This window comes from Pseudomonas sp. WC1, from assembly GCF_050586565.1.
Taxonomy (GTDB): domain Bacteria; phylum Pseudomonadota; class Gammaproteobacteria; order Pseudomonadales; family Pseudomonadaceae; genus Aquipseudomonas.
Genome location: NZ_JBOBDQ010000027.1, coordinates 1 through 17452, shown reverse-complemented (window position 1 = coordinate 17452; position 17452 = coordinate 1). Strand labels below are relative to the sequence as shown.

The 17452-nt window shown below is 63.8% G+C and carries 13 protein-coding genes; 7 read left to right on the top strand and 6 right to left on the bottom strand.

What is annotated here, in order from left to right; all coding sequences use genetic code 11:
• Positions 1-61 precede the first annotated feature (61 nt).
• From ACQ4OD_RS14080 to ACQ4OD_RS14070, 3 genes are all read right to left on the bottom strand, one after another.
• On the bottom strand, positions 62-484 hold the full coding sequence (locus tag ACQ4OD_RS14080) for a hypothetical protein (RefSeq protein ID WP_139671491.1): 423 nt from the start codon (positions 482-484) through the stop codon (positions 62-64).
• A 140-nt stretch (positions 485-624) separates the two neighbouring features.
• On the bottom strand, positions 625-1581 hold the full coding sequence (locus ACQ4OD_RS14075; protein ID WP_139671489.1) for an SCO family protein: 957 nt from the start codon (positions 1579-1581) through the stop codon (positions 625-627).
• Between the two features lie 144 nt (positions 1582-1725).
• Complete coding sequence (locus ACQ4OD_RS14070; RefSeq protein ID WP_430944452.1) at positions 1726-5091, bottom strand: Ig-like domain-containing protein; 3366 nt, start codon at positions 5089-5091, stop codon at positions 1726-1728.
• Positions 5092-5485: 394 nt separating this feature from the next.
• Between ACQ4OD_RS14070 and ACQ4OD_RS14065 the strand changes: the two genes are divergently transcribed.
• Positions 5486-6226, top strand: coding sequence for a hypothetical protein (locus tag ACQ4OD_RS14065; protein WP_198754863.1), 741 nt, complete (start codon positions 5486-5488; stop codon positions 6224-6226).
• Positions 6227-6287: 61 nt separating this feature from the next.
• On the opposite strand, the gene ACQ4OD_RS14060 is transcribed toward ACQ4OD_RS14065, so the two are convergent.
• Positions 6288-7205 (bottom strand): LysR family transcriptional regulator, encoded by a 918-nt coding sequence (locus ACQ4OD_RS14060; protein ID WP_198754864.1) that lies wholly within the window; start codon positions 7203-7205, stop codon positions 6288-6290.
• A gap of 183 nt (positions 7206-7388) precedes the next feature.
• On the opposite strand from ACQ4OD_RS14060, the gene ACQ4OD_RS14055 reads away from it, so the two are divergent.
• The 4 genes from ACQ4OD_RS14055 (at position 7389) to ACQ4OD_RS14040 (ending at position 12664) form a co-directional block, all read left to right on the top strand.
• The gene (locus ACQ4OD_RS14055; protein ID WP_139671477.1) at positions 7389-8693 is read left to right on the top strand and encodes an MFS transporter; all 1305 of its coding nucleotides are present in this window, start codon (positions 7389-7391) and stop codon (positions 8691-8693) included.
• 16 nt (positions 8694-8709) lie between these two features.
• Entirely contained in the window at positions 8710-9951 is a 1242-nt protein-coding gene (locus ACQ4OD_RS14050) for a Zn-dependent hydrolase (RefSeq protein ID WP_430944451.1), read from the top strand.
• Positions 9951-10976: a histone deacetylase family protein gene (locus ACQ4OD_RS14045; RefSeq protein WP_430944450.1), complete on the top strand. Its 1026-nt coding sequence runs from the start codon at positions 9951-9953 to the stop codon at positions 10974-10976. Before ACQ4OD_RS14050 ends, ACQ4OD_RS14045 begins: the two co-directional genes overlap by 1 nt.
• 485 nt (positions 10977-11461) lie before the next feature.
• On the top strand, positions 11462-12664 hold the full coding sequence (locus tag ACQ4OD_RS14040) for an alpha/beta hydrolase (protein WP_430944449.1): 1203 nt from the start codon (positions 11462-11464) through the stop codon (positions 12662-12664).
• 146 nt (positions 12665-12810) lie between these two features.
• Here the strand turns inward: ACQ4OD_RS14040 and ACQ4OD_RS14035 are convergent, their stop codons facing one another.
• On the bottom strand, positions 12811-14253 hold the full coding sequence (locus ACQ4OD_RS14035) for a PLP-dependent aminotransferase family protein (protein ID WP_198754868.1): 1443 nt from the start codon (positions 14251-14253) through the stop codon (positions 12811-12813).
• Between the two features lie 438 nt (positions 14254-14691).
• On the opposite strand from ACQ4OD_RS14035, the gene ACQ4OD_RS14030 reads away from it, so the two are divergent.
• Together ACQ4OD_RS14030 and tam are read left to right on the top strand one after the other, a co-directional pair.
• The gene (locus tag ACQ4OD_RS14030; RefSeq protein WP_046856038.1) at positions 14692-16101 is read left to right on the top strand and encodes an amino acid permease; all 1410 of its coding nucleotides are present in this window, start codon (positions 14692-14694) and stop codon (positions 16099-16101) included.
• A gap of 144 nt (positions 16102-16245) precedes the next feature.
• Positions 16246-17022: a trans-aconitate 2-methyltransferase gene (gene tam, locus ACQ4OD_RS14025; RefSeq protein WP_046856037.1), complete on the top strand. Its 777-nt coding sequence runs from the start codon at positions 16246-16248 to the stop codon at positions 17020-17022.
• On the opposite strand, the gene ACQ4OD_RS14020 is transcribed toward tam, so the two are convergent.
• Complete coding sequence (locus tag ACQ4OD_RS14020) at positions 16999-17373, bottom strand: DUF2784 domain-containing protein (RefSeq protein WP_430944448.1); 375 nt, start codon at positions 17371-17373, stop codon at positions 16999-17001. The two genes, tam and ACQ4OD_RS14020, sit on opposite strands and share 24 nt — an antisense overlap.
• Positions 17374-17452 lie beyond the last annotated feature (79 nt).

Sequence of the window (17452 nt, the reverse complement as noted above, 5' to 3'; positions counted from 1 at the left end):
GCAAAAATGCGGCATGGGAACTGCGGCGCGTTGGCGTCCTGCCGCGCTGACAAGATGGCCTTCAGGGTAGAAGCCAGGTCGTGGTCGGGGTGGTGGCGCGCTGTATGCCGACCGCCTGGCAGTGTTCGAGAATCGGCAGGATGTAGGTGATGACCATGCGCCCAGGGTTGCCGTTGGGCTGAAGACGCGCCGCCAGGCAGACCGGACCGGCCAGTGCCGGGTCCTTGTTGGAGGCGACCGGGACCGCGTTGGAAACGCCGAAGTGCCCGTTGGCTGCGAGATAGTCCAGTGTTTGCTGGAATGCCCCACGACTGATGGTCAGGCTACTGGCCTGGGCGCCGGTGGTGATCGTCAGGTTGTCGGCACCGACCGCATCGACCTGGAAGCGAGCGTTGCTCGGCGTATGGGGTGTTTGCAGCTCCTGACCCTGCAGGCGAGTGATCAGTGCCCAAAGGGTGCTGTCGACCTGGGTGATGTATGGCATGAGAAGACTCCTTGTGATCTCGGCGAGCAGTGCGTGCACCGGACCCAATGGTGCGATGGCTGAGTGTATGCTGCGAGCTTAACGCGATTTGATGGCTTCATGATATCGCCAGCTGCCCCGCAGCGTTCCCCTGCGGTCGCTCAATGCGGTGCTTGCAAGCGCGTCGTTTCCTCTTCGAGATAGCCGACCAGCGCAGCCACCTCTGTTTCCCCCAATCGCATGTTGGGCATCGCCAACTGGTTGTACTGCGCGAACAGCAGCATTGCCAACGGGTCTTTCTCCGCGAGCATCCGATCGGGTTCCATCAGCCAGCGCTTCAACCACAGTTCGTCTCGCTGCCGGGTCACCCCCAGCAGATCCGGGCCGATGCCGTGGGTGGCGCCTGGCTCTGCGTCGCCCAGGGTATGGCATGACGAGCAGCGGGTCCTGAACAGTTGCTCGCCTTTGCTCGGCGGGCGGATGTCGGGGGCCTGGGTATAATCGCGGTGCTGGGCGCTGGCGGTTTTCCAGTTGTGCAGGCTGTTGGCCAGGCGGTCGGCGAGGATGTACGGGCTTTCGAAGGGCGAGGCCTTCATCCAGCGGCCGGTGGCCTGGTTGCCTATTATCAGGCTGAGGTTGTGGTCCTTGCTGCGGCCATTCTCCAGGCCTTCGATGTACAGGCCCAGGCTGCGGCGCAGCTGTTCGATGTCGGCGGCCTCGCCAGTGAGCAGGGTCCAGCCGGGGCCGATGGCGAATTTTTCCGCGTAGCGCTTGAGGGTGGCGGGGGTGTCGTTGTAGGGGTCGATGCTGATCGAGTAGATGAAGATGTCCTGGCCGACGCGCTCGCCCAGCAGCTTCTGTACCTGGCGCAGGCGGGCGGTTTCCACCGGGCAGGAGTCGCCGCAACCGGTGAATATGAAATTGATGGCCACCACCTTGTCCTTGATCAGGTCGTCGAAGAAATGCACCTGGCGGCCGTCCTGGGTGAGCAGGGGGATGTTGGGGAAGTAGTCGGCGCCCCAGGGGGTGGAGGGCGTTGCGCGGGTGCTGGGGGGCAGCGACCAGGCGAGGCTGAGGGTGAGCAGCAACAGGAGCAGCAGGCGGAAGAGGCGGGGCATGGTTTTACCCTCTGGTCAGGGGCAGGCCAGGGCAGCGTGGGAGCGGGCTTGCCCCGCGAACACCGGCAGAGCCGGTGCCATGCGGTGCGTTCATCGCGGGGCAAGCCCGCTCCCACGCCAATTCCCTGTCGGGTCTTGGCGATATCAACGTATGCTCAACGGTACCGTCACGCTCTGCCCCAGCGCTGACTTGACCGTTACCGCCGGTGGCGAGGCCGGGCCGCTGCCGGTAGTGGTTACCGATAGTTTCCAGCGCGCGCCGGAACCGCTGGCGCTCAACGTCGCCAGGCCCAGGTCGAGCGGCCCGCTGGTGGTGTTGCTGGTCACCCGGATGCTGTTGCCGGCGGCCACCGAGGTGGTGCCGGACACCTCCCAGGTCCAGCGGCTGTTGCTGCGCAACTGCACCGAAGCGCTGCTGACCTGGATTTCGTCCATCGGCACGGCGGGCGAAACCGCGATGCTCACCGTGGCCGGGGCCAGGGATTCGAGGCCCTTGGCGTCGCGTGCGGCGTAGGTGAAGCTGGCGGTGAATGCCGTGGCGACGGTGGCCGGTGGGGTGTAGGTGACCTGGGTACCGTTGCTGCTGACCGTGCCCTGGCCGGAGTCGGGCTGGGCCAGGCTGCTGACGCTCAGCGGCAGGTTGCCGTCGGGGTCGGTGTCGTTGGCCAGCACGTTGAGCACGATCGGCTTGCCGGCCATGGTCGCGGCGCTGTCGTTGACCGCCACCGGCGGCTTGTTGCTGTCGTTGCCCGGGCCGCTGCTCGAGGTGCGGAAGGTCGGCAGGGCCGCGGAGTTGACGTACTCCACACCATCCCAGCCAGGCAATGGCGTCGGCATCATCTGGAACTGGCCGGGGTGCTCAAGGTCCCAGCGCAGCAGCATCGAGGTGTCTTCGTGCTGGGTGTTGTGGCAATGCTCCATGTAGGTGCCGGCGAACTCGCGGAAGCGAATGGCCATTTCCACTTCTTCCGAGGAGTCGCTGTCCGGGCCGATGCGGTAGACGTCCTTGCGCGCCCATTTTTCCCATTCCGGCGGGGCCTTGCCGTCGCGGCTGAGAATCACCCCTTCCTCGAAGTGCACATGCACCGGGTGGCTCCAGCCGTTGCCACCGTTCTTGATCTTCCACACTTCCAGGGTGCCGTCGCCGCTGAAGCCGCCGTCGGTAGCCTCGTTGGCCAGTTGCGGGGCGGCGCTGATGCGCCGTGGGTCCATGGTGTAGCCGAAGCCGCCGTCGGTCTTGATGGTCCAGGGGGTGCTGTCGGTGCCGTCGGAGCGGCCGAAAATGAACTCGCGATGGCGGGCGGCCTTGATCTTGGTCTGGTCACTGGCGCTGTTGCGGTCGATCGACAGGGGGATCATCACCAATCCGGCGGTTTTGCCGGGCTTGGCCGGTTCATACAAGCTCGGGTCCATGCTGAGGTCCTGGCCGGTATAGGGCTGCACGATCAACTGCATGAACTTGCCGACCACCGGGTCGCCGCCATCCCATTCCGGGCCTTTGCTGGTCTGCTTGATCACCGCCTTGTACTTCTCCGACAACACGTCGGCCAGGGGTATGGGCTGTTTCGGGCTCTTGCCGGTGTCGTGCTCCATGAGGTTGACGAAGTACAGCTTGTCGCCGACCTTGATCCCGTTTTTGGCGAAATTGATGATGATGTCGTAGCGCTCGGCGATGCCCTGCAGCGGCAGGATGGCGTTGTTGTCCTGCAGGTTGCCGTCACCGTTGAGGTCGAGGGTGCCGTCGAACGGCACGGCGTGTTCCATGATATTGCCGTCGTTGGCGATCATGTGGAACGGCACGCGGGCATAGGAGACGTTGGAGCCGCTCGGGCCCTTGAACTCGCCGCCGTTGCCGGCGATCTCACGCACCACGGCGAACTTGAAGTAGCGCGACACCGAGCCGTTGAGAATGCGGAAACGATAGCTGCGCGCGCGCACCTTGAGCTTGGGCTGGTACTGCCAGTTGACCAGGATCTGGTCGCCGAGGAAGCCGTCTGTGTTGAACGGGTTGAACCACAACTGGCCGTTGGCGTCCCAGGCCTTGTCGGCGATGACCAGGTTGACGTCGTAGTCGCGGTTACCCCATGGCATCGCCGCGCCGCTGGGGAAGCGCAGGTTGACGCCGTCCTGCAGGGCTTCGTTGCCACGGTCGATGGCCGAGTAGTAGTTCATCATCACCGCGTTGCCCTTGTAGACGTTCTGCGCGGTGAAATCGAGCATGTGGTCGTGGAACCAGTGGGTGCTCATGGTCTCGCGCCAATCACCGCGGATCTTGATGCTGCCGTTCTCACAGGTCTTGAGGCCTGGGGACGCGTCGTTGACGTACAGGGTTTCGCCCGGCGCGCAGGGGAAGGCAGCGCGCGGGTCCTGGGCGCGGGTGTTGATGGTGTCGTAGCCGGCCAGCTGGATCGGCCAACGGTAGTCATAGTATTGGCCGGGGAAGAAGTAGGCGTTGGCGAAACCGTCGCTCTCGGCCGGCGAGTGGCCGTTGTGCTCGTGGGTGGAGATGGTGTGCAGACCGAAGCCGTTGTTGGCCGAGGGGTCGATCGGCAGGGCGTTGTAGTGACGCATCAGCACCGGCTGGCCATAGCGCACCATCAGCAGCTTGGGTGGGAAGGTGCCGTCGAAGGTCCATAACGCCTTGTGGCCCTGCAGGGGCATTTTCGGGTGGAAGCGGGTATCGATACCCTTGGTGGTGCCCTGGGTGGTGGGGATGTCGGAGGTCTGGTAGTACAGTCCGCCCAGGGCGAATTCGCCCTGGGCGTAGTTGTGCAGTTGCTTGCGGTCACGCAAACCCTGGTTGATGCGTGCGCCGGCCTGCGCGGTCTTGAATGCGGCCTGTGGGTAGAACTCGTTCCAGCGCTGGTGCGACCAGCCCTTTCCTGGTGGGCGGCCCTCGGCGGGAGAGCCGACCCCGCTGCGGTTGAGGAACATCTCGATCTGCGCCTTCCACGGGTTGCGGTCGAGCACGTTGGCGTACTGCGACGGGAACGGTGTCAGCCCCGGTTGGGTGAGGAACGCCTCCAGGGCATTGCCGTTGGGGCTGCTGCGCGCGGCGTAGTCTGGGTCCTGCGCGGGCGCGGCACCGATCACCGGGGGCGGGAAGGTCAGGCTGTAGGGCGGGGTGGCCGGGTCGAGTTTCTCTGGGCCGAATTCTTCGAACAGCAGCAGCTGCTGGGTAAAGGGTTCGGCGCCGAACAATGGGCTGGGCTTGCCGTTGGTGGGGTATTTGCGTGAGGTCTGCTGCGCCGGGGGCAGGGCATTGTTGCTGGTCACCGTGGCGCGGGTGCCGTAGACCCCGTTGCTCAGTTCGAGCGAGCCTTCGTTGGCCTCGGGCATGTTCTTCAAGGCCTCCAGCGCCGCCGCCAGGGCTACCGGATCGGCGGCCAGGTCGCTGAAGGCGGAAGGGTCGGTGGGCGGTGGTTGGCTCACGTCGTCAAGCGACCCAGCGAACACGTTGGCCATCCCCAGGCTGAGCAGCAGCGCCGTGAGGGAGGACAACCTGAACATCTGGGTCGATGTTGCAACTGGTTTCTTCATTGCCGTATGCCCCGTGTTGTGCAGGTTGGCATCTGTTGCCACTGCGATAAGTGGCGATGTGCCTTGAACAGGGGTCAGCAACCGCTGTGCCAATCGGCAAATGGCTAAACGCCACGTGTTTCAAGATGTTGCAAGAGTGCGAATGAGACACGCTCGGGCAACTGCCACAAACCTGGGGATAGACACCCAGGGCTGGGTGGGGAATGCTCCCCACTTCACGAACACCAGGTAGGCTAGGCTCCTGTCGCGGGCTTGCCCCGCGATAGTGTCGCCACAGGCAGCCAGGCCTTGCCCGAAACCGGTGTTCTTGGCACCCTTGCCTGCCTTGCGTCTCGTCACGCCCATCAAACAAGGAACCTTCAAGGTGAGTTGGGAGAAAGTCGGTAAATCCCTGGTGGGCCTGCTGGCCCTGGTTGCCGTCGGCGCCACGCTCTATGCGGTGCTGCACGACGACGACCGCCTGCAGGCGCGCCTGACCTACGCCCATCTCACCTACCCGGGCCAGTTCAACGAGCGCATCAGCCAGGCCAACGACCTGCTCAAGTACGAGCGGCTGCATTCCCAGATCAGCGAGATCGGCGCAGGCGCCCTCAGCCACCCGCAGATCGACAAGCTGGTCGACCTGGCCCAGGCGCCGTACCTGCACCTGTTCGCCAGGCCCTTCGAGGCCGGTTTGGTGGACCATCGCACCGGTCTGCTGATCGAGCTGTACAACCCAGCAGGGGTGCCACTGAAGGCCGTGCACATCCGTCTGCCGGCCAAGGGCCTGGTCCAGGTGCGCGATGCGGCCGGCAACGACACGCTGGTGCCGACGTCGACCAGCAGCATCGACCTGCCGGCCATCGACGGGGTGAGCGAGAGCAAGGTCTGGGTGTACTTCGATGCCGACTTTTCGCAGATCCGCCAGGGTGGGATCAGCATTCGCGATGCCGATGGCAGTGCCGATATCCAGGTGGTTCGTGAAGTGACGGGGTTCCCGGCGCTGCTGGCGCGTTACAGCCAGGTGGTGGTGGCGGTGTTCGCCACGCTGGGGCTGGGGTTGCTGGCGCTGGCGTATATCTGGTTGGGGCGGGCGCGGGTCACCGGGGTGTCGCATAGCCTGTAGGCGATGAACCGCGAACCTGGCAAGTCTACCGCTCGGCTGCTGATCGCCTACAGGATTGCAGCTAGATCACAGGCGTGGCGGCCGACAGCAAGGCGTCGATGAACAGGCTTTCCGCTCGACTCATACGCTGGTCCTTGTTCCACAACAGGTGGATGTCGACGTCGGCGATGCCCTCCTGCGGCGGCAGTTTCCACAACAGCCCCGCGTCGACATCCGGCGCCACCACATGCTCGGGCAGGCAGCCGATGCCGAAGCCGGCGATCACCAGGCGGCGCACCTCTTCCAGGCTCGGCGACGAGGCGACGATGCGCCCGGCGAAGCCCTGCTGGTCGCGGAAGATGGTCAGCGGCGAGAGCATGCCGCCAATCTGGTCGCTGGTGAAACTGACGAAATTCTCCCGCTGCAGGTCGCCTTCGGCCTGGCCGAACAGCGCGTGGTGCTTGCCGCAGAAGAACGCGTAGCGCTGGCGCAGGAACAACCGCTGCTCCAGCCGTGGCTGGGGCCGACGGTTGAGGCTGAGGCCGGCGGTGGCGGTTTTTTCCTGCAGGGCGGCGACGATGTCGGAGCTGCGCATCACGTCGATCTCCAGCTCTACCCGCGGGTGCTGGCGGTGGAAGTCGGCGAGGAAGTCGTCGAAGCGTTCGCTGACGATACGGCTGATCATCAGCAGGCGCACCTTGCCTACCAGTTCGTCTGCCGGCTGCTCCAGCAGGCCGCCGATCTGCGACATCTGCCCGTACACCTCGCCGGCCAGCTGGAACAGCTGCTCGCCCACCTCGGTCAGCACGAAGCGCGGCCCACGGCGGGCGATGAGCTGGCGCCCGAGTTGCTCTTCAAGGCGCTTGAGCGCCTGGCTCACGGCGGGCTGGGTAAGGTGCAGGCGGGCGGCGGCGCGGCTGATCGACAGTTCCTGGCCGATGACGCGGAAGGTGCGCAGCAGGTTCCAGTCGAGGCGGTCGTTGAGCAGGCGGTCGGGCATGGTCGGGCTCGATGATAAGCGTGGTTAATAATTCGAATAATAAATAGAAAATTGAATTATAGGCGCCCGCGATGAATGATCTCCAGCAGTGCGGGCCTCATCGCGGAGCCCGACCCAGGCGCCGCCAGAGCGCCACCGTGACCCGACAACTCCTGCCAGAAAAACAACCAAAGGAGCCACCCCATGAAGCCCGCCGCTTCGCCCCAACCGCGCCGTGCCGCCGCCGCCGCGTTCATCGGCACCATGATCGAGTGGTACGACTTCTACATCTATGCCACCGCCGCCGCGCTGGTGTTCGGTGCCTTGTTCTTCCCCTCGGACAACAGCCTGTTCAGCACCATGGCTGCTTTCGGCACCTTTGCCGTGGGCTTCTTCGCCCGGCCCTTGGGCGGCATCATCTTCGGCCATATCGGCGACCGTATCGGGCGCAAGAAATCGCTGATCATCACCTTGCTGATGATGGGCGTGGTCACCGTCGCCATCGGCCTGCTGCCGACCTACGCGCAGATCGGCGCCAGCGCGCCGGTGCTGCTGGTCCTGTTGCGCGTGGTCCAGGGCATCGCCGTGGGGGGCGAGTGGGGTGGGGCGGTGCTGATGGCCGGGGAGCATGCGCCCAAGGGCCGGCGCAACTTCTTCGCCTCGTTCGCCCAGCTGGGTAGCCCGGCAGGACTGATCCTGTCGCTGCTGGCGTTCAGCGCGGTCACCCGCCTGCCGGAAGAAGACCTGATGAGCTGGGGCTGGCGCGTGCCGTTCCTGGCCAGCGCGCTGTTGCTGCTGGTGGGCCTGGCAATCCGCCTGGGGGTCAACGAGTCGCCCGAGTTCCTCGCCAGCCGCGAGCACGCCGAACAGGCCCGGCGCAAGGAGCAGGCACCAGTGCTGGAAGTGCTGCGCAGCGCCTGGCGGCCGCTGCTGCTGTGCATCGGCGCCAACACCCTGGGCATCGCCGGGGTCTATTTCACCAATACCTTCATGATCAGCTACACCACCCAGCAGTTGCACCTGGAGCGTTCGCTGATCCTCGAATGCCTGTTCTTCGTGGCGATCATCCAGTTCTGCGTGCAGCCGTTGGCGGCGTGGCTGTCGGAGCGGCTCGGCGCCACGCGCTTCCTGGCCCTGATGGCGCTGCTGGCGATGGCCTCGCCGTACCCGATGTTCGTGTTGGTGAGCAGCGGCGAAGGCCCGCTGATCGTGCTCGGCATCGCCCTGGCGGCGGCGTGCATGGCGTCGTTCTACGCCGTGATCGCAGGCTACGTCAGCGGCATGTTCGCCACCCGCGTGCGCTACACCGCCATCTCCCTGGCCTATCAGGTGTGTGGCGCCATCGCCGGTGGCCTGACCCCGCTGATCGGCACCTGGTTGGCCCACAGCTTCAGCGGCCAATGGTGGCCGATGGCGGTCTTCTACAGCTTGATCGCCTGCACTTCCCTGGTCTGCGTGCTGGCGCTGGCGCGCCGCTACGCCCTTGGCCGGCAGCTCGAGCTGGCCTGAATCTGGAGTATCCGCAATGTTGAAAAGCAATGGCGATCGCCTGTGGGCGAGCCTGATGGCCATGGCCGAGATCGGCGCCACCGCCCGTGGCGGCAGCTGCCGCCTGGCCCTGAGCGACGAGGACAAGGCCGGGCGTGAATTGTTCGACCGCTGGTGCCGCGAGGCCGGGCTGAGCCTGAGCGTGGACGCCATCGGCAACCTGTTCGCCCGCCGCGAAGGCAGCGACCCGCATGCCGCGCCGGTGATGATGGGCAGCCACCTGGACACCCAGCCCGAAGGCGGGCGTTTCGACGGCGTCTACGGCGTGCTGGCCGGGCTGGAAGTGGTGCGCCGCCTGAACGACCTGGGTATCCGTACCCGCAAGCCGCTGGAGATCGCGGTGTGGACCAACGAGGAGGGCGCCCGCTTTACCCCGGCCATGTTCGGTTCGGCGGTGTTCACCGGCACCTTGCCGCTGGCCCAGGCCCTGGCGATCCGCGATGCCGACGGCATCAGCGTCGCCGATGAACTGGCGCGCACGGGTTATGCCGGCCAACGCCCGCTGGGCGGCAAGGTGGACGCCTATTTCGAGGCGCATATCGAGCAGGGCCCGATCCTCGAGGACAACGCCAGGAGCATCGGTGTGGTCAGCGGCGGCCAGGCGATCCGCTGGCTCGACGTGACTGTCGAGGGCATGGCCGCGCATGCCGGCACCACGCCGATGAAGTTGCGCAAGGACGCCTTGTACGGCGTGGCACGGATGATCCAGGCCATCGAACAGCTGGCCAGCGACTTCGCCCCCGAGGGCCTGACCACAGTGGGTGAGCTGAGCATCGCCAAGTCGTCGCGCAACACCATTCCCGGCCAGGTGCGCTTCACCCTCGACCTGCGCCACCACCGCGACGAGGCCATCGACGCCATGGAGCGCGATATCAGCCTGCAGTTGCAGGCCATCGCCGGCCAGCGTGGCCTGGCGGTGCGCATCGAGCGCCACTGGGTCAGCCCGGCCACGCCGTTCGACGCCGACTGCGTGGCCGCCGTGCAGCGGGCGGTGGATGGCCTGGGCTACAGCCAGCAGTCCATCGTCAGCGGCGCCGGCCATGACGCGATCCTGCTGGCGCGCTACTGCCCCACGGCGATGGTGTTCATCCCCTGCGTCGGTGGGCTGAGCCACAACGAGGCTGAGGATGTGCTGCCCGAGGATGCCCGCCAGGGCGCCGATGTATTGCTCAACGCCGTGCTGGCCCGTGCCGGCCAGGTTGTCGAAGGAGAAGCCTGATGCGCTGCTATTTCCACCCTGAACAATTGTTCCACCATCCGCGCAGCTACTATTCGCGCGGCGCCATGCGCACCCCGCAGGAAGTCCCCGAACGCGCCCAGCGTCTGCTGCAGGCCGCCAAGGCCCTTGGCTTCGATATCCGCAAACCCGAGGATGCCGGCCTGGCACCGCTCAAGGCAGTGCATGGCGAGGCCTACCTCGCCTTCCTCGAAGAAGCCCATGCGCGTTGGAAGGAGGTGCCCGAGGACTGGGGCGACGAGGTGATGTCCAACATCTTCGTCCGCGAACCCAACGCCCTGCGCGGTATTCTTGCCCAGGCCGGCCGCTACCTGGCCGATGGCAGCTGCCCGGTGGGCGAGCATACCTGGCGCTCCGCCTACTGGTCGGCACAGAGCGCCGTCGCCGGGGCCCAGGCCATCCTTGACGGCGAACCCGCCGCCTATGCCCTGTGTCGTCCGCCGGGGCACCATGCCCGGTACGATGCCGCCGGTGGCTTCTGCTACCTCAATAACGCCGCCGTCGCGGCCCAGGTGTTGCGCGGCCGCTATCAGCGCGTGGCGATCCTGGATACCGACATGCACCACGGGCAGGGCATCCAGGAGATTTTCTACGAGCGGGACGACGTGCTGTACGTCTCGGTGCATGGTGACCCGACCAATTTCTATCCAGGAGTGGCGGGCTTTGCCGACGAGCGCGGTAGCGGAGCAGGAGAGGGCTGCAATCTCAACCTGCCGATGGCCCACGGGGCGAGTGAAGCGGACTTCATGGCGCAGCTGGAGGTTGCGTTGCAAGCGGTGAAGGACTTCGGCGCCGAGGTGCTGGTGCTTTCGCTGGGCTTCGATATCTACGAGCTGGACCCGCAGAGCAAAGTGGCGGTGACTACCGAAGGGTTCGCCCGGCTGGGTGAACAGATTCGTGGGTTGCGTGTGCCGTGCCTGATCGTGCAGGAAGGTGGGTACCACCTGGAGAGCCTGGAGGCGAATGCGCGGGCGTTTTTTACTCATTGTCGCTGGACTACAGAGTAGTGCCAATAAGGGTATGTGCCAACGGCTGCTTCACGTCGAATCAACGCAGTTGGCCCGTGCCTGCAGAACGCTGTCCGGTGCTATAGATTCATTGCGCTTACGATTGGCAAGTAGAGATTTGGCTGCGGTTTCAGACATCCCTTCAATACTCTCCGGAATGTCTGGGATGCATTGTCAGTGGCCTCACTTACAGGGTCTAGACGGATTCTGTTGGCACATTCCTATAATCCTGCGTATCCCTTCACGATCAATGGAGGGATCTATCTCCCGAAATCGACTGCTATTGTTTGCATTCTTGCGTCATGATCTCTTTAATCGAATGAGATCGGGAGATGCTTTGCCCACGTCTCATGTGACGGCAAGCTCGACTGCCGGATGTCGTGCAAGCATGACTCCACCGCGTCAGGGTATCGAAATATCAGCGTGGTCCGAGCCCCTTGGAGGGGCGCCGAAGGGATGGAGCAGATGGACTTATGGAGCAGCGAATGGCGTACAGGTTGTTCAAACTAGGGGTGGCCGTGATCTGGTCAGTGAGCTTGATCGGTTGCCAAACACCCGTAAAGGACCAAGGAATTCTGAGGGTCGATTCATCACAGGGTATTCACTCTATTTTGTCTCAAACCCTTCTTTCTGCAGGTAGTGAGAAAAATGGTGCGCTCTATACAGCCGGCGCTATGGCAGGGTTTGCAAAAAGTTTCCAGCCAGCAAAATACAAGGTGGTCCGGGTGCGCTACGCTACCGACAGGCGAGCGGTCGATGCTACCTCTGATGAGGTATTTGGCGGGGAACCAGGCACCATGAGCTACGGCTCCTGCCATGTAAGTATTCCTTCTGTCCACCGAATTGGCGAGATAGAGTCCCCCTCTTTATTGAAGTGGGAGTTCACTGAAGACCCCAGGAAACACGTGGTTGTGTTGCGCACAGAGCTCGAGCCGGCAGCCTCTTTTTTTGAGGGTATCGCCAGTGACATTAGTGCCACGCCTGAACAGTCTGCGTTGATTTTCGTACACGGCTACAATGTGTCCTTCGTGGACGCAGCCAGGCGTACAGCGCAAATGGCGGACGATTTGCAATTCTCTGGCGTTCCGGTGTTCTTCAGTTGGCCCTCCAGAGCCAAGTATCAGTCGTACACCGTGGATGAGAGGAATATCGAGTGGGCGGAGCTCGATATCAAAGACTTCCTTAGAGACTTCATGGAGAAAACGAAAGCTACGCATGTTTACCTGGTCGCGCACAGCATGGGAACTCGGGGGCTGACCCGGGCACTTGCAGCGTTGAGCACTGAGCGTCCTGAGCTCGTGCAAAAGATCAAAGGGCTTATTTTGGCTGCACCGGATATCGACGCAGAGGTTTTCAGACGTGATATTGCACCGAAGCTGGTTTCGCAAGGACGGAGCTTTACTCTTTATGCGTCATCAAATGATAAGGCGCTTCGTGCGTCAAAAATGATTCATGGATATTCGCGAGCGGGCGAGTCAGGCAAGGGTATTGTTGTTGTGGATGGCATGGATACGATTGATGCGTCCAAGGTGGATACAGATTTGGTAGGTCATTCATATTTTGGTAATACAAGAACAATCATCACGGATATGCACTATCTTTTTCGTGGGGCTCCCCCTCCGGATAAAAGATCCGGTCTGGAGTCGATTGGCGTTCCGCCGGATAAATACTGGTTTATCAAACCTTGATGGTAGCCACGGCTAGGCTGACTAAGCCTCTCGCTTTTTCAACGGCGTGAGGCGTCACACTTGTGTGGGTGCCACTGACCAGGCCAATCACAACGGGGCGGAATCCGTATTGCGTTCAACATGATTGTGCAGCAACGTTCAAATCTCTACATGCGTGACTTGCCTTGAGTTGCGCCCCGGCGCACATGCTTCACCAACACCTTCTCCAGCAACTCCCACATCGCCGGGTCGGTACTGAACGCCACGTTGAAGCGCATCCACCCGGTAGCCTTGGCATCGACCATGAACAACTGCCCGGGCCCGAGCATGATGCCTTTCTCCAGCGCATCGTCGAGCAGCGCGGCGCTGTCGGGGATCGCCGGATGGCGGGTCCAGATGTACATCCCTTCGTCCGACTCGATGAACAGTTCGAAACCCAGCCGATGCAGGTGCCGGCCCACTTCCTGGTGCGCCTCGGCCAGGCGCTGGCGCAGGCGCTTGAGGTGCTTGCGCCAGCGGCCGTCGATGATCGCGGCGTACACCACGCGCTCCATCACCTGCGAGGTGGTCAGGCCCGAACGCATCTTCAGGTGCAGCAGTTGCTGGGTCAGCTCGGGGTTGGCCAGCAGGTAGCCGACGCGCACGTTGGGCGAGATGCTTTTCGAATAGCTGCCCACGTACACCACCTGCTGCAGGTGGTCGAGGCTCGCCAGGCAGGGCAGCGGGTCGGCGATCATGTCGGCGTAGAGGTTGTTCTCCACCAGGCGGAAACCATGCTGGCTGGCCAACTGCAACAGGCGGTGCAGCTGCGCCAGCGGGGTGCGCGAGCAGGTCGGGCTGTGCAGGTGCGGCTGGGTGAAGAAGGCCGTGGGGCGGTGGTGGGCCAGCAGGCGCTCGAGCTGGTCGAGGTCGTAGCCGGCCGGGGTGCGCGGCACGCCCACCAGGGTGGCGCCCTGGGTGCGCAGGATGCTCATCAGGTTGGGGTAGCCGGGGTCGTCCACCAGCACCACGTCGCCGGGGCGCACCAGGGTACGCACGGCCAGGTCCAGGGCCTGGCTGGCACCGTGGGTGAGCATGAGTTGTGCCGGGTTGGCGACGATCGACAGCTCCTGCTGCAGGTTCTGCGCAGTCAATGCGCGCAACTCCGGCAGGCCCATGGGGTCGCCGTAGCCGGACAGCTCCAGCGGGCTACCGGCGACCTGGCGCAGGCCACGGCGCAAGCCTTCTTCGTACATCCAGTCGTTGGGCAGCCAGCCGCAACCCGGTTTGAACGGCAGCTGGCGGATCTCGAAGATCTGCTGCAGGTACCATTCCGAGTTGAACGTGGGGCGGCTGGTATCGGCCTCGACGGAGTGCTTGTCCAGCAGATCGTTGGCCGCACGATTGACGAAGAACCCCGCATTGCCCTTGCTCACCAGCAACCCCTGGGCCACCAGGCGGTCGTAGGCCTCGACCACGGTGAAGGTGCTCACCGAGTAGGTCGAGGCGAACGCCCGGATCGACGGGACCTTCGCCCCGGGCTTGAGGGTCTGGTCGTCGATCAGCGCGCGCAAGCCGTCGATGATCTGGTTGACCAGCGGGGTGGAGGAGTCCGGATGTAGCTGGAGCATTCGGGGGCCTTCAGGTGTGCGGGACGCCAGGCGCCTGCGGGGCACAGCGGGTGTATTGCATCGGCGGCCTGTACAGTGCAGTGCGTTTTTCATGCCGCTGTGCATGGCTCAATGTGTTCGACATTTTTACATTACGTGTCAGATATAGCCAACACAGCACATGACAGCGCCATGAATAATCACAACATCGCTGCTTTACCGTCGAGGTCCGCCTCGCACCTTCTTCCCGCGTGGCCGGACGCTGCTCGTCCGTCCCCAGCATGGTTCAGTTCGTCCAGAGGGTCGCCTCTGGCCGCGTAAGCAGGCCGCCACGGATGGCCTGCGTGTGCTCGCGCACACCTCCCTGCCCGCAGTAGCACTGATGTACAGGTGAGACCGATAACCATCGGGGTTTCACAGTTTTTCCTTGGATAAAAAGAAGCACGGGGTAAATAACTGATGGACGCAACATCCACATCCACCACCGCGAAGGATGGGCACGAGAGCAAGCTCAGTGCCTCGCTCAAGTCGCGCCACCTGACGATGATGTCCATCGCCGGGGTGATCGGCGGCGCCTTGTTCGTCGGTTCCGGCAGCGTGATCCACAGCGCCGGCCCGGCTGCTGTCCTGGCATACCTGGCCGGCGGCATCCTGGTGGTGCTGATCATGCGCATGCTGGGTGAAATGGCGACTTCGTCGCCGGACACCGGCTCGTTCTCCACCTACGCCGACCGCGCCATTGGCCGTTGGGCCGGTTTCACCATCGGCTGGCTGTACTGGTGGTACTGGGTGATCCTCATGGCCTGGGAGGCCTACGTGGCGGGCAAGATCCTGCACGGCTTCTTCCCGGACGTGAGCGTCAACGTGTTCGTGCTGGCCACGACCCTGCTGCTGATCACCGTCAACTTCTTCAACGTCAAGCACTACGGCGAGTTCGAGTTCTGGTTCGCGCTGATCAAGGTGGTGGCGATCGTCTGCTTCCTGGTGGTGTGCACCGCCGCAGTGATGAACGTCTGGCAGTTCGGCGAGGTGCGCGGCATCAGCCACCTGACCGCCGAAGGCTTCATGCCCAACGGCATCACCACGGTGATCGGCGCCTTGCTGGGGGTGATGTTCGCCTTCCTCGGCGCCGAGATCGTCACCATCGCCGCCTCCGAAGCGAAGGACCCGGCCACCCAGATCGTCAAGGCGACCAACTCGGTGGTCTGGCGGGTTTGCCTGTTCTATGTCGGCTCGATCTTCCTGATCGTCTGCCTGGTGCCGTGGAACGACCCGCACCTGGGCGTCTCCGGTTATGGCGCCTACCGACGCACCCTGGAGCTGCTGGGCGTGCCGTATGCCGAGCTGCTGATGAACTTCGTGGTGCTGACCTCGGTGAGCAGCTGCCTGATCTCCGGCCACTACACCGCCTCGCGCATGCTGTTCTCCCTGGCCCAGCGTGGCGATGCGCCGCGCCTGTTCAAGTTCACCCGCACCGGCACCGGCGTACCGGTGAACGCGATCATCGGCTCGTGCCTGGTGGCGGTGTTCTGCGCGCTGATCAACTTCAGCGACACCCTGCGCCCGAAAGACGTGCTGGAAACGCTGATGAACACCACCGGCATGATCGCCCTGCTGGTGTACCTGGTGATTGCCTTCTCGCAACTGCGCATGCGTCGCAAGCTGGTGGCCGAGGGCAAGGAAGTGCGCCTGAAGATGTGGTTGTTCCCGTGGCTGACCTACCTGGTGATCGTGTTCATCGTGGCGGCGCTGGTGACCATGGCCTTCATGCCTGACTACCAGATCCTGGTGATCTCCACCGGTATCGCTGCGGCGATCGTGGTGGCCATGGGCGTGGTGCACCAGATGCGTACCGCCAAGCGTCACTGAATACGGTAGCGCCTCGCGCAACGGCCGGTCTCCGTCAGGGGACCGGCCGTTTTCATTTTCGCCTGCGCCAATCGGATCATCCCTACGCTGTGGGGTGCCGACATGGCTTATGCTGCACGCAATTGCCCTACAAGGAGTCGTCCCATGTCCTGGTCCGCCACCCAGTATTCGCTGTTCGAAGACGAACGCACTCGCGCCGTACGCGACCTGCTTGCCGCCGTGCCGACGCGCCCGGTGCGCCACGCCACCGACCTTGGCTGCGGTCCGGGCAACTCCACCGAAGTGTTGCTGCAACGTTGCCCCGATGCGCAGGTCGTCGCCCTGGACAGCGATCCGGACATGGTCGACAAGGCCCGGCAGCGGCCACGGTTGAGCATTCCACGGGTGCGTTGCGAGATTGGCGAGATCGCCGGCTGGGCGGCCCAGGTGCCCCAGGATCTGATTCTTGCCAACGCTTCGCTGCAGTGGGTGCCGGACCATGCCAGCCTCTATCCGCATCTGGTACGGCAGCTGAACGAAGGTGCGAGCCTGGCCGTGCAGACGCCGGACAACCTCGACGAGCCGGCTCATCGCCGCTTGCGCGAGATTGCCAGCCAAGGACCTTGGGCTGACAAGTTCGCTGACTTCAGCCTGCCGCCGCGGCACAACGCAGGTTTCTATTACGACCTGCTCAGCCCTTTGTGCGCGCGGGTGGATGTGTGGCGCACCACCTATCACCACCCCTTGATCGGTGGCGCCGAGGCGGTGGTGGAGTGGTTCAAGGGATCGGCGTTGCGGCCTTACCTGGCGCGGCTGGATGAGCAGGAACAGGCGGGTTTTCTGCAGTTGTACCTGCAGGCCATGCAGCATGACTACCCGGCGGCCAGCGACGGTCGGGTGTTGTTGCCGTTCCCGCGGCTATTTGTGGTGGCCACGCGTTAGGCGCCAGAGCACCCAGGCATAGATGCCGAGGTTGAGCGCCAGCACGATGGTGCCCAGCCACAGCTGGATCTGTGGGGTCAGGCCGGCGGGGTAGATCACGGGCCAGATGTAGTGTTCGACGAAACCGCCGTGGTAGCCGGCGTCGCCGGCGGCTTTACGCAGGTGGTTTTCCCAGTCGGTGAGGGGGCACTCCAGGTGCAGGCCTTCCACGGCCAGGCCCCAGGCTAGGGCGGGGAGGTGGATCAGCAGGGCGCGGCGGCGCCAGAGCACCAGCAGGCCGCCGAACAGGACGAGCAGGATGAACGAGAGGTGGAACAGGACCAGGGTGTCGGCGGCCAGGCGGTGGAACATGGTGGGTGGGGCCTTGCTGGGGGAGATGGGTTAGTTTGTCATGGTTTTTCGGTTTTGAGTTTGGGGTAATTGTTTTGAT